This window comes from Dactylosporangium sp. NPDC049525 (genome assembly GCF_040676755.1).
Classification (GTDB): Bacteria; Actinomycetota; Actinomycetes; order Mycobacteriales; family Micromonosporaceae; genus Dactylosporangium.
This window is the reverse complement of sequence record NZ_JBFAPO010000034.1, coordinates 65,288-77,829: the sequence shown is the minus strand read 5'-3', so window position 1 is coordinate 77,829 and position 12,542 is coordinate 65,288. Positions and strand designations below refer to the sequence as shown.

The 12,542-nt window shown below is 74.2% G+C and carries 8 protein-coding genes, 1 pseudogene and 1 riboswitch; of the genes and pseudogenes, 4 read left to right on the top strand and 5 right to left on the bottom strand.

Features of this window, described 5'->3' with window-relative positions:
* Nucleotides 1–109: 109 nt before the first annotated feature.
* Both metE and AB0K00_RS36505 read right to left on the bottom strand, forming a co-directional pair.
* On the bottom strand, nucleotides 110–2,377 hold the full coding sequence (metE, locus tag AB0K00_RS36510; RefSeq protein WP_363530336.1) for a 5-methyltetrahydropteroyltriglutamate--homocysteine S-methyltransferase: 2,268 nt from the start codon (nucleotides 2,375–2,377) through the stop codon (nucleotides 110–112).
* 138 nt (nucleotides 2,378–2,515) lie between these two features.
* A riboswitch (cobalamin riboswitch) is annotated at nucleotides 2,516–2,728 on the bottom strand.
* Nucleotides 2,729–2,779: 51 nt separating this feature from the next.
* Nucleotides 2,780–3,748, bottom strand: coding sequence for an NAD(P)-dependent alcohol dehydrogenase (locus AB0K00_RS36505; RefSeq protein WP_363530333.1), 969 nt, complete (start codon nucleotides 3,746–3,748; stop codon nucleotides 2,780–2,782).
* Between the two features lie 225 nt (nucleotides 3,749–3,973).
* On the opposite strand from AB0K00_RS36505, the gene AB0K00_RS36500 reads away from it, so the two are divergent.
* Nucleotides 3,974–5,941: a hypothetical protein gene (locus tag AB0K00_RS36500; RefSeq protein ID WP_363530330.1), complete on the top strand. Its 1,968-nt coding sequence runs from the start codon at nucleotides 3,974–3,976 to the stop codon at nucleotides 5,939–5,941.
* A 36-nt stretch (nucleotides 5,942–5,977) separates the two neighbouring features.
* Nucleotides 5,978–6,304: pseudogene (locus tag AB0K00_RS36495) on the top strand (GrpB family protein); the annotation flags it as partial.
* Nucleotides 6,305–6,319: 15 nt separating this feature from the next.
* Here the strand turns inward: AB0K00_RS36495 and AB0K00_RS36490 are convergent.
* Together AB0K00_RS36490 and AB0K00_RS36485 are read right to left on the bottom strand one after the other, a co-directional pair.
* Nucleotides 6,320–6,847, bottom strand: a complete 528-nt coding sequence (locus AB0K00_RS36490; RefSeq protein WP_363530327.1) for a GrpB family protein — start codon at nucleotides 6,845–6,847, stop codon at nucleotides 6,320–6,322.
* Nucleotides 6,844–8,856 carry a hypothetical protein gene (locus tag AB0K00_RS36485; RefSeq protein WP_363530324.1) on the bottom strand — a complete coding sequence of 671 codons (2,013 nt, stop codon included), beginning with the start codon at nucleotides 8,854–8,856 and terminating at the stop codon, nucleotides 6,844–6,846. The genes AB0K00_RS36490 and AB0K00_RS36485 overlap by 4 nt, the downstream gene beginning before the upstream one ends.
* A gap of 47 nt (nucleotides 8,857–8,903) precedes the next feature.
* Here AB0K00_RS36485 and AB0K00_RS36480 point away from each other — a divergent pair, with 47 nt between their 5' ends.
* Both AB0K00_RS36480 and AB0K00_RS36475 read left to right on the top strand, forming a co-directional pair.
* A complete protein-coding gene (locus tag AB0K00_RS36480; protein ID WP_363530321.1) occupies nucleotides 8,904–11,198 on the top strand; it encodes a hypothetical protein in 2,295 nt (764 codons plus the stop codon).
* A 10-nt stretch (nucleotides 11,199–11,208) separates the two neighbouring features.
* Nucleotides 11,209–11,367 (top strand): hypothetical protein, encoded by a 159-nt coding sequence (locus tag AB0K00_RS36475; protein WP_363530319.1) that lies wholly within the window; start codon nucleotides 11,209–11,211, stop codon nucleotides 11,365–11,367.
* 17 nt (nucleotides 11,368–11,384) lie between these two features.
* On the opposite strand, the gene AB0K00_RS36470 is transcribed toward AB0K00_RS36475, so the two are convergent.
* Nucleotides 11,385–12,407, bottom strand: a complete 1,023-nt coding sequence (locus tag AB0K00_RS36470; protein WP_363530316.1) for a serine/threonine protein phosphatase — start codon at nucleotides 12,405–12,407, stop codon at nucleotides 11,385–11,387.
* Between the last annotated feature and the right edge of the window lie 135 nt (nucleotides 12,408–12,542).

The window sequence follows — 12,542 nt, the reverse complement described above, 5'->3', positions numbered from 1 at the left end:
GTATGGTTCGGTTGCGATACTTGATTCAAGACATAAAGGAAGATTTCGAATAGGCCCGGAACAACGCACCTGGTGCGCCGTTCCGAGCCACTCGATTACACTTTTTTCTTTAAATTCTGCTTAGCTCTGTGCGGACCTCGGCCGCGGCGGCGACGAGCCGCGCGAGGGCCTCTTCGACCTCGGGGTAGCCCCGGGTCTTGAGCCCGCAGTCAGGGTTCACCCACAGCCGGTCCGCGGGCACGGCCGCGACGGCGTGCCGCAACGCCTCGGTGATCTCGGTCTGCTCCGGTACGCGCGGCGAGTGGATGTCGTACACGCCGGGCCCGATGCCGCGCCCGTAGCCGGCGGTGCGCAGGTCGGTGAGGATCTCCAGCTTCGACCGGGACGCCTCGATGCTGGTCACGTCGGCGTCGAGGGCGTCGATCGCGGGCAGCACCTCGCCGAACTCCGAGTAGCACAGGTGGGTGTGGATCTGGGTGTCGTCGGCGACCCCGCCGGTCGCGATCCGGAACGCGGTCACCGCCCAGTCCAGGTACGCCCCCTGCTCGGCCCGGCGCAGCGGCAGCAGCTCCCGCAGCGCCGGTTCGTCGACCTGGATGATCCGGATCCCGGCCGCCTCCAGGTCGGCCGTCTCGTCGCGCAGGGCGAGCGCGACCTGGTTGGCGGTGTCGGCCAGGGGCTGGTCGGTGCGCACGAACGACCAGGCGAGGATCGTGACCGGCCCGGTGAGCATGCCCTTCACCGGGCGGCCGGTCAGCGACTGGGCGTAGGTGGCCCAGCCGACCGTCATCGGCGCGGGGCGGCTGACGTCGCCGTAGATGATCGGCGGCCGCACGCACCGGGAACCGTACGACTGCACCCAGCCGCTGGCGGTGGCGGCGAACCCGGCGAGCTGCTCGCCGAAGTACTGGACCATGTCGTTGCGCTCCGGTTCGCCGTGCACGAGCACGTCCAGGCCGAGGCGTTCCTGCAGCGCGATGACGTCGGCGATCTCGGCCCGCATCCGCTCGGCGTAGCCGCCGGCGTCGAGCGTTCCGGCGCGCAGCGCGGCCCGGGCCTTGCGCAACTGGTCGGTCTGCGGGAACGACCCGATCGTCGTGGTCGGCAGCGGCGGCAGCCCGAGCCGTTCCTGCTGCGCCTTCGCCCGGTCCTCGTACGCGCCGCGCCGGGCGACCGGCAGCCGCGCCAGGCGGGAACGGACCTCGTCGTCGCGCCACGCCGCGGGCGGCGCCGCCGGCGGCTCGGGCAGGACCGCGACGCCGTCGCGCAGCGCCCGGCCGAGCTGGACGACCTCGCCGGCCTTCTGCCGGGCGAACGCCAGCCGCGCCCGCAGCTGCGGGTCGAGGTCCGCCTCGGCGTCGAGGTCGACCGGCACGTGCAGCAGCGAGCACGACGTGGACACCACGACGTCGTCGGCGATGCCGGTGAGGACCGCGGCGCGGGCGGCGGCGGCACGCAGGTCGGTGCGCCAGATGTTGTGCCCGTCGACGAGCCCGGCGACGATCGTGCGGCCGGGGATCGGCCCGCAGCCGGCGAGCCGGTTGACGTTGCCGGGCCCCGCGACCAGGTCGATGCCGATCGCCTCCACGGGCGTCGCCAGCAGCGCCGGCAGCGCGTCGCCCAGGTCCCCGAAGTACGATGCGACGAACAGGCGCGGGCGCTGCCGCAGCGCGCCGAGCCGGGCGTACGCGGCCCGCAACGCGTCGATCTCGGCGGCGGTGCGGTCCGCGGTGTACGCCGGCTCGTCCAGCTGCACCCACACCACTCCGGCGTCGGCGAGCTCGGCGAGCAGCTCCCCGTACACGGTGACGAGGTCGTCCAGGCGGTCGAACGGCCGGAACCCTTCCGGGGCGCCGGCCGCGGCCTTGGACAGCAGCAGGAACGTTGCCGGCCCCACCAGCACCGGCCGGGTCGTCATGCCCAGCTCTCGGCTCTCGGTGAACTCGGCGACCGGCTTGCCGGGCCGGGCGACGAAGACCGTGTCCGGGCCGATCTCCGGGACCAGGTAGTGATAGTTGGTGGCGAACCACTTCGTCAGCTCCAGCGCCGGCTCGGCGGCGGTGCCGCGGGCCATCGCGAAGTACGTGTCGAGGTCGCCGAGGCCGAGGCGCCGGAACCGGTCCGGGACCGCGTCGACGGCGACCGCGGCATCGAGCATGTGATCGTAGAACGAGAACGTGTTCGACGGGATCGCGTCCACGCCGGTGTGGCGCAGGTCCCGCCACACGCCGGCGCGCAGCTGCGCGCCCACGCGCTGCAGGGCGGTCGCGTCGATCCGGCCGGCCCAGTAGGACTCCAGGGCGCGTTTGAGCTCCCGGTCCGGGCCGATGCGGGGATAGCCGAGCACAGTGCTCAGGCCGAATGGCGTCGTCGTCACGCCGGTGTCCCTTCCCTCGAGGTGGTCGACGACCACCCGGGAAGGCACAGCACGGCGGCCCACGGGGTTGCGGCGACGGGCGCCGGGCACCACCGGGTCGCCCTGGCCAGCCCGCGCAGCCGTCGGCGGCGTGCGCGGGGTCGCGCACGCGGTGCGGGCAGGTCTTCGGACTCGCGGGCACGACCGTCACCGGTCTCCTACTGGCCGTCGCTTCCCAGGCCCTCACGGACCCAGTGCTCATGACGGCGGTCGTTCCCACTCACCGCTGCGGGGCAGCCCCGGATTCCCACCGGGTTCCCTCTTACGACGCCCCTGCGGTGGCAGGAGCGAACCAGCACTGCCCTCCATGATACGTCGCCGCCCGGCCCACAGTCCGGCCCGGCGGGGGGCGAGTTCCGGTGGTCAGCCGCCGACCACGGTGATGACCACGTTGCCGACCTTCCGTCCACTGTCGACGTAGCGGTGCGCCGCGACGATCTCCGACAGCGGGTACGTGCGGTCGATGACGACCCGGATCCGTCGCTGCGCATGCAGTTCGCGGAGCTCGGCGAGGGCCGCGTGCTTGCGCACCGACATGCCGGTGCGCACCCGGGGACCGCCGGTGACCGCGGTCCGCCACGCGTGCACGTTGTTCACCAGGCCGGTCGTGGGCAGGTAGCAGCCACGCGGGGTCAGCACCGGCCGGGACCGGGCGAACGAGCTGCCGCTGACGGTGTCGAAGACGACGTCGTACCGTTCGCCGCTGGTGGTGAAGTCCTCGGCGGTGTAGTCGAAGACCCGGCCGGCGCCGAGCTCCTGCACCAGCTTGGCGTTGCGGCCGCTGCAGACGGCGTGGACCTCCGCGCCCGCGTGGGCGGCGACCTGGACGGCGTAGGTGCCGATGCTGCCGGACCCGCCGATGACCAGGACCCGCTGCCCGGCCTGGACGTTGGCGAGGGTGTGCAGGAAATACCAGGCGGTGGTGTACCCGTCGACGCTGGCCGCGGCGTCCGTGTAGCTCACACCGGGTGGGATCGTGGTGAACGACGCCCGCTCCGAGAGGCACTTGTACTCGGCGTTCGCGCCCACGCCGAAGCCCGTGAACCCGAAGACCCGCTCACCGACCTGCGTGCGGCGCACCGCCGGGCCGACCGCGGTGACCTCACCGGCGAACTCCAGCCCCAGCACGCGGATGCCCTTGCGGGGACGGCGTGGCCCGAGGATGACCCGGCCCCATCGTGGCTCGCCGCGGCGCATCCCGCACTCCGCGGACGTGACCGTCGTGGCGTGCACCCGAACCAGGACCTGGTCACCTTTCGGCACCGGCGCCGGCAGTTCCGCCACGGCGAGGACCTCGGGCGGACCGTATGCGTGGAACATGACCGCTCGCATGCGCGCCATCATGCGGCAGTGTTGCTGTTACCACGCTGAGTGCCGCTCAGCCATTGCGGGTGGCTCGGCAAGGGCGGGCCGAACGCGGCTTCCCGTCGGCGCCGGTGTGGGAGAAGGGCGGCTGACCGCTACTGGTCCTTGGTGAGCCAGTCGACGACTTCGGGGACGAGGTCGGCCATCGGCGGAGCATAGGGCGCCCCGGACCAGGTGTTCTACGCTTCGGCCGTGTACGACGACCTCGATTTCGCCGCCACCGGGATGCCCGACCTGCTGCGCGGGCTGATCGACCCGGACCCGGCGGTGCGCGGGATGGCCCTGGACGCGATGCGCAACGTGGGCGACCTGGACGACCGCATGCTCGCCACGGTGCCGTTCCTGCTGGAGGTGCTGCGAACACCTGGGGTTCCGGGCCGGGACGGGATCGCCGAGCTCCTCGCGAGCATCGGCGCCGCCGGCAGCTGGCCGTTCGAGGTGGCCGGCGACGATGACGACCTCGGTGCGACGGTCGCGCGGATCGGGCAGGCGCGGCAGCTGATCGCCGGCGGCGACCTGCTCGGCCTCGCCGCCGACCCCGACCCCTGGCTGCGGGCCGCCATGCCGCCGCTGCTGACGATCCGCGAGGACGATCCGCGGGTCGCGGAGGTGTTCACGAGCCGGTTCGGCGTGGAGACCGACGGCGACGCGCGGCGGGCGCTGCTGGACGGGCTCGGCCGGATCGCCGCCCGCACCGGCGACGCGGGCATCGTCGCGCACCTGCTCGGCGTCGCCGCCGCGGCACCGGAGCCCTCCGTGGCGGCCGCCGCACTCATCGCCGCCGCCCGCGCCGATCCCGTCCGGGTACCCCTCGACGGTGCCGCCGGGCTGCTGGAGCGGGCGTATGCCGAGCCCGCCGGATTCACCACGGAGACAGTGACCAGTGCGGTCCCGGAAGCCCGCCGCGCACCGCATGCGGCCCGCATGATCGACGGGCTCACCGACGCACTCGGCCCGCGCGTCGCCGACCGCGTCGCGATCCTACGGGAACTGCTGCGTTCGCCGCACGCCGACGTGGCCGGCGACGCGCTGCTGGGCGCCATCAAACTCGTCGAGCGCTGGCGGGGCGAGCACGCCGAGGTCATCCGCGCGATCGGGCGGCGCCTCTCGCACCCGGACCCGCGGGTCGTCGGCCACACCGCGGCCACGCTGCGGTGCTGGGCGCCGCTGACCGCCGTGGTCGCCGAGCCCGTCGCGGCGGCACTGTCCACTCTGGACGCCCTGCCGTGGCGGGACGGGCTGCCGGCGTGGACGGTCCCGTCCCGGTCGGAGCCACCCGGCCTGCACCCGACCCTGGACGTCCTCGCCCGGCTCGCCGACGAGCGGGCGCTGCCGCTGCTGCTCACCGCGCTGGAGCTGCGGCAGCGGCCGCCCGACTCGGGGTACCTGCTGGCCCGCTACCCGCGGCACGCCGAGCGGATCGTCGCGGCGATGCTGCCGGTCCTGTCCGCACCCCGCGCGGCCGGACGGCACGGGATCCACGTCGCACTCCAGGCATTCGGCGTTACAGCGGCTCCGGCGGTACCGTGGCTGCTCGCGGCGCCGCTGGACGACGACGCTGCCACGACGCTGGGTCGCATCGGCCCCGCGGCTGCCGAGGCCGTCCCGGCGCTGCGGGCCGCGGCGACCGGCGACGACGCGAGACTCGCCGTGGCCGCGGCCGGCGCGTTGTGGCGGATCGAAGGCTCGCCGGCGGTGCTGCCGTTGCTGGCCGCGCACATCGACGGACCGTGGGGCACGGCTGCCCTCGCAGCGATCGCCGAGCTCGGCGCTGCGGCCGCGGACGCCGCACCAATTGTCGCGACGGTCCTGGGCGCCCCGGACGGGGACCGGTGGCGGCCCATGCACGCGGCCGTCGCACTGTGGCGGATGATCGGCGACGCGGACCGGACGGCGCCGGTGCTGACCGCCGCCTGGCACGGCAACCCGCACACCCGCAACGCAATCGTCGCCGCCGTCGCCGGTCCGTCTCCTGCGGGCCCGTTCACCGCCGGCCCGCTCGCCGCTGCCCTGGTGCCGTTGCTGCGCGCCGAATCGGTGGACCCGCGCCGGTACGGTGCCCGGGACAGGGGCTGGTCCAGCAATCAGGTGACCAACGACGAACGCCTGCTCGCCGCCTGCCGCGCCGCACTCGCCGGCACCGGCGGAGTCCCGGCATGACGATCGAGGTCCACGACTACGACCCGGGCCGTCGAGGAGCTGACCCCGGCGTTGCCGGGGCGGCTCGGGGTCGTCGAGCACGTGGGGAGCACCGCGGTGCCGGGGCTGGCGGCGAAGCCGGTCATCGACCTGATGGCCGCGACCGCCGCCCTCAGCGTGTGCGGGGTGCCGGTCCCGGCCATCGGCGGACCGGTCGCCCGCAACGCGTACGTGCGCAGTTGCGCGGCCGGCGACATCCCGCGAGACATGCCGGCGCCCGTGGCGGCAATCCTCGCCCGGCACGCCCCCGCCGCGGCTAGGATGAACGACTTCACCTGGTGCCTGTTCGACGGTGACATCCACGCGACCTACCCCCGCCCGTAGCCCGGTCCCGGCCGCTCAGTCCTCCCAGACGTCGACCCATGGCAGGCCCAGGTCCGCCCGGGCCGCGTCGACCATGCGCTGGATGAGTTCGGTCTTGGCGCGGGTGTACGTGTCACCGTCGTGCCCGGCGGCGGCGAGCTCGCGTTTCAGCGCGCCGTACGCGTCGCGGTCCGCCGGGTGCCGCAGCAGGTGGTCGCGCAGGAGCCGCTCGTTGCGGGTGTCCCACGACCCGGCCGTGACGACGTGCAGGTGATAGGCCGCGGGCTCGCCCTCCCGCCGGTAGAACAGCCGCTCCCGCATGCCGGTCTCGACCCGCCGGTACCCGAGGCGCTCCAACACGTCCTCGACCGAGGTCACGACGTCGAGCGCGGGTGTCGCGGCCATCAGGTCGATGACCGGCTTCGCCGCCAGCCCCGGCACCGCGGTGCTCCCCACGTGCTCGACCACCGCGAGCCGCCCCGGCAACGCCGCGGTCAGCTCCTCGACGGCCCGCCGGGCGAGCTCCGGCCAGCCCGGGTCGTAGTCGCGGACCTCGATCGTCACGCCGAAGCTCCGTCGAGTGCAGTGCGGCAGGCGGCGAGCAGGCGTTCGTCGTCGGTCACCTGGGCGCTGGACCAGCCCGTCTCCCGGGCGCCGTGCCGGCGCGGGTCCGCCAGTTCGGCGCGCAGCAACGGTGCCAGAGCAGCGGTGAGCGGGCCGGCGACGGCGGCGGCGATCTCGTTGCGGGTGTGCGGGTTGCCGTGCCAGGCGGCGGTCAGCACCGGCGCGGTCCGTTCGGCGTCGCCGATCATCCGCCACAGCGCGACGGCCGCGCGCATCGGCAGCCACCAGCCCCGGTCCGGGGCGTCCAGGAACGTCGCGACGTACGGCGCGGCGTCCGCGGCGGCGGAGCCCAGCCCGGCGATCTCCCTCAAGGCACTCCCGCCGTAGGCGCCATCGATGCGGGCGGCCAGCAGCGGCAGCACGTCCGGCGAACCCTCGATCCGCCACAACGCCCCGGCGGCGGCCACGGCGAGTTGCGCGTCGTCGCCGGTCGTCGCGGCCCGCAGCGCCGGGACAGCCTCGGCCGCGCCCGGGCCGATGCGACCCAGCGTCGTGGCAGCGTCGTCGTCGAGCGGTGCCGCGAGCAGCCACGGTACCGCCGCAGCCGCCGCGGCTCCGAATGCCTGGAGCGCGGCGTGGAAGCCGCGACGTTCGGCTGCGGGGCGCGGGGGAAGGACCGGCAGCATCGCGGCGACGATCCGCTCGGCGTGCTGCGGATAGCGGGCCAGCAGGTATCCCGAGTCACGCGGACGCCGGGCCAGCTCCAGCGTGGTGAGCAGCGACGGCAGCGCCCGCTCGTCGCCGAGCCGGGCCAGGACCTCCAGGGCCGGGTGCAGGCCGGGCGGATCCGAGCGGGACGGGACGGTCCACGCCGGCAGTCCGTCCCGCCACGGCCGGGCGTCCAGCGCGGCCAGCGCCGCCGCGACGGGCTCGGCGACCACCGCGGTCAACGGCGCCCAGTACCGCAGCGTGACCGCGGCGTTCCCGACGACCCGCGGGTCCGGGTGCGAGAGGCGCCCCCCGATCAGCCGGATCAGGCCGGCGTGCTCGCCCCGCCAGCCCTCGACGAGCTTGACGGCGCCGAACAGCGCGTCGCCGGCCACGTCCGCGTGCGGCGAGCGCAGCAGCTCCTGCAGGATCGCGGTGCGTTCGGCGACGCGCGGGCCGAGGGCGTCGGTGAGCCGGTCGACCAGGCGGGCCGCGTGCGGTGCCCGGCGGCCCTCGTTCGCCTGCTCCATCATCACCCGGACCGTGCCGGTCAGCGTGTTGGTGGTGAACCCGGCCGGCTCGGCGGGCGCGGCCTCCTCGGCGTACGCCCGCTCCAGCAGCCCGGCGACGCCGTCGACGGGCACCAGGGTGGGATCGACGCGGGCCACGGCGATGCGTGCGGCGGCCGCGGCGGACGCCTCCGGTGCCGCGGCGGCGACGCCGAGCAGGTGCGCGACGATGCCGCGGTCGCCGGTGCGGACGGCGATCCGACCGAGCCCGTCCAGCAGCGCACGGCGCACGTCGCCATCGGTCTCCGCGCCGAACCGGCGCAAGAACAGTTCGGCGGTCCCCGCGTCGTCCCCGCCGATCGCCAGCAGCGGCGGCATGGCCGCCCGCAGCCGCGGGTCGGGGTCGGCGGCGAGTCCTCGCAGGTCGGTGCCGGCGATCAGCCGCCGGGCCTGCCCGATCCGCGCGACCATCGCACGGAAGTCCTCGTCGTCGTCGCCGTCCTCGAACGGCCAGCTCTCGGCGGCGCCGATGCCGGCGAGGAGTTCGGCGATCCCGTCCCGCCCAGGAAGTCCCGGCGTGGTGAGCGCCTCGAGCAGGAACGGCACCGCGGCCAGGGTGCAGTCGTAGACGTCGCCCTGGTGGTGGACGCCGTGGTACATCGCGTCGAGGGACTCCTCGCGCACCGCCGGATCCGCGTCGACCAGTCCGCGCAACAGGTCGGGCACCTCGACGGCCGGCCCGTAGGCGTGCTGCATCGAGGCCCAGTCGATCGCGTCCAGCCCGTCATACACGGCCGTAGCGTAGATCACACCCGCCCGGGCCGCTCTATGCTGCGTCGATGCGACCGGAGGACGTCCTGGCACAGACAGACTGGTCGACGGTTTCGCACAGCTACGACTCGGACCCAGAGTCGGACCCGTCGGAGCCCGACTGGCCGTCGACGCCTAAGGTGCTCGCGGCGCTGCTGGACGATGACGCCGACCGTCGCGACGGGGCGCTGTCCGACCTGTACACGCTGATCCACCATCAGCGCAGCCTCTGCAGCGCGACGGCGCCGGCCGTGACGTTCGCCGTCGCCGCGCTCGGCGACCCCCGCACCCTGGCGCCCGTTCGTGCCCGCGCCGGCACGGTGCCGGTGCGGGCCGGACTGCTGGACTGGCTGGCGTCGGTCATGGGTGCCGCCGCCGAACCGGACGAGCGCCGGCCCGGCTGCGCCGCCGACGTCGCGGCCTGCCGGGCACTGCGGCCGTCGGTGTACCACGCCGCGGCCGCCCTGCGCACCGACACCGACCCGGCGGTCGCGGCCAAGGCGCTCGAAGCGCTGCACGCCTGCCTGCTCGACGCCCCGGAACTCGCCCACCACCGGCCCGACGCCGCCGGCTGGCTGCGCGGCAACGCACTCGCCTCCCTCGACGTGCCCACCAGGGCCGTCGTGGTCGTCAGCCTGCAGGACTGGGGCTACGACACGACGCCGGTCATCGCCTCGGATCCGGATCCGCTGGTACGAGCCGCCGCCGCGCTCTCACCGGTGCACACCGGCGGCGCCGCCGGCACGCGGGCACTGCTGGACGCGCTGACCGAACCGGACGCGACCCACTGGTACAAGACGCTGCTACCGCACCACGGTCCGCTGTACCTGTACCGGATCCTGCCCGCCGCCGTCGACCGAGTGCCCCTGAGGGAGCTGGTCCCGGCCCTCGACACGCTGCTCGGCGTCGCGAACGGCGTCATCTACCACGCCGACGAATGGGGCATCCGGCTGCGCCGCAAGGCGTTCCCGGACGGCTTCCCAACCGCGGGCCCGCTCGACACCGCCCAGCGGGCGTTGCTCGACATGCTCGCTCGCCGCTGCTTCGGGACGCACGGCGATTTCAGGTTCGACGGTGACGCCCGGACCTCGCTGGCTGACCTCCTCCCGGAAGGCGCCGACTGGCTCGCACAGGGGCTCGACAGCGTCTCGTACACGGCCGGCACGGAGGTGTCCGACCTCGACACCCGGTTCCAGGGCCTCGCCGAGGAGTACGCGTCGCGCCGGTCCGCCGCGCACGACGCCGTGGTCCGCTGGGACTGGTACAGCCACGACGCGTTCGACCTCCGGCCGTTGCACTACGAACGGGACCTGCGCAAACCGGGGCGGCCGCTCGCCGAGCGCCCGCCACTGGACCGGGACCACTGCCGGATCGGCTTCGACGCCGCCGACCGGCCGGTCGCGTTCCTGGAGTACAGCGGCTTCCTGCACGGCCGGCTGTACTACGAGACCTACCGCGACCATGACGCCGGCGCCGGGCTCGTGGAGCAGGCGCACTTCTACGCCGACGGCAAGCCGATCTACCTGCACCGGTACCGGTTCGAGGCGGGACGGATCCGCTCCGCCACCACGGTCGCCCGGCACGGCGGCGGGTACGAGGCGTACCGGTACACGGGCCCGCACGTGACCTGGATCTGGGTGTACCACGGCAGCGCGACGGGCACCCCGGGACGGCGGCTCGAGCCGGTCAGGCCCTTCACGTCGATCAGCGCCGAGCACGACGCCGACGGCCTGCGCCGCCTGGAGGTCCACTCCGGTGACGCCGCGGACCTGCGCTACGAACGCCCGCCACCCGCATTCACCGTCGACGAGGCCTGCCTGGCGGTCCATCGGGAACTGGTCAGGACGATCCCGGCAACCGTCGCCGGGCTGGCCGGCGGCGGCGCCGCGTACTGCGTCGCGCTGGCGTACGCGTCCGCGAACCCCCTCGACGTGCTGGTGCACGTGGGCCTCGACGCGCACCGCAGGACCCTGCTGACGCAAGGATCCGGCGACGCCGTCTGGAACCCCGCCGACCTCGCCGCGGAGGCCCAGGTCGACCTCGACGCGGTGGCGGACACGGCCCGGCTGCTCGGGCAGGAACTGGCCCTCACCGACGCCGAGGACGTGGGCGTACCCCGCCCGCGCGGGAGCCAACGCGCCCGGGAACTGTTCTGCGCCGTCGCCGCGGACCTCAACACCCGCGACTGGACCGCGTCGCTGCCGACCACCGACGACTTCGTCGTCTACGCCGTCGACGTGGAACTGGCGGACCTCGAACGGAACCTGCCCGCCTGCCTGCCCCCCGATCGCCTCACCCTGCTCCACGACCGCGGCCTGCTGTAAATCCGGTGCCGTGGACGCGCTGACCGCACGGTACTTGTCGACGAACCACCCGATCCTCACGACGATGCTCGGGGGCTACCTGCCGGCCGCGCTCGTGATGGTCCAACGCAGCGGCCGTCGGCGCCTCCTGGACCTTGCCGAGCATCACGAACGTGCCATGCCCCGCTGAGCCGCCACGGGCGTGGGCTACGCGGCGGGGTACGTCGCGTGGATGTCGCCGTCGAACAGGCGCCAGGTGAAGTCGTTCATCCGGGCCGCCGCGGGCGCGTGCCGGGCCAGGATTGCCGCCACGGGCGCCGGCACGTCCCGCGGGATGTTGCCGCTCGCACACCGGCGCACGTACGCGTTGCGGGCGACCGGGCCGCCACCGGCCGGGACCGGCACCCCGCAGGCGCTGGTGACCAGCCAGTTGACCAGCCGCATCGACGCGTAGTCGGCGTCGTGGCCGGCGTTGTGCGCGACGAAGTCACGTTCGGCCGCCGACAGGTCGAACCGGGGTGAGGTGGCCAGGCCGAAGTCGACGAGGTAGATCCCGTCGCCGTCGGCGCGGATGTTGCCGAAGTGCCCGTCCATGTGCAGCAGCTCGCGGTCGCGCAGGAACGCCACGATCTCGAACAGCTGCCGCTCGATCGTCTCGGCGCTGCCGACGGGGTCGGTCAGCGTGTCGGGCAACGGATGGCGGATGTGCTCGAAGAACAGCACGAGGCAGGAGGTCGCGGCGGCCAGTCCCTCGAGGCGGGTCCGCACGGCCGGGGCGCCCCCGAACTGGGCGACGACGGCGTCGATGTCGAGGTGCTCGGACGCGACCGGTGGGCGGCCCGGGAGCACCCGCCAGTGGTACAGCAACGGAAACGACGCCGTCTCGCCCGCGAGGACGCCCTCGGTGACGATCGTGTTCGCGGCCAGCTCGCGCCAGGCACCGAAGCCGGCGCCGCCGAGGGCGTACATGCCGTACTGGCAGTAGACCGGCAGGTCGAACAGGTTCGCCGTGCTGTGCGGGCTGGCCAGCTCCCGGTCGGTGATCGGGATCCGTTTGGCGAACACCGGCACGCCGTCGACGTCGAGGACCGTGGCGCCGCCGCCCACACCCACGACGTCGCCGGGTGCGGCATCCAGCAACGCGGCCAGCTGGTCGTCGTCGCGGCCGGCGAGCGAGGCCGAGACGCGGTCGTGCCGGGAACGTCTGGTGGTGAGCCGTGTGGTACGCATCGCCGCCCATCATGCCTCAGCGGGCGAGGTGCGGGCACAGACCGCAGACGCACGGGTCCGGGCCCGGCGGCCGCAGCCGGCCGGATGGTGACGCATCGCGACCGTCCGGCGGTGCCGGCGGGGCATTGACTACTG

Bases quoted from the DNA above. Each gene is read 5' to 3' on its own strand.
- AB0K00_RS36480 (WP_363530321.1), top strand. From the start codon at position 8,904: ATGCGACCGGAGGACGTCCTGGCACAGACAGACTGGTCGACGGTTTCG.
- AB0K00_RS36470 (WP_363530316.1), bottom strand. From the start codon at position 12,407: ATGCGTACCACACGGCTCACCACCAGACGTTCCCGGCACGACCGCGTC.
- AB0K00_RS36505 (WP_363530333.1), bottom strand. From the start codon at position 3,748: ATGCGAGCGGTCATGTTCCACGCATACGGTCCGCCCGAGGTCCTCGCC.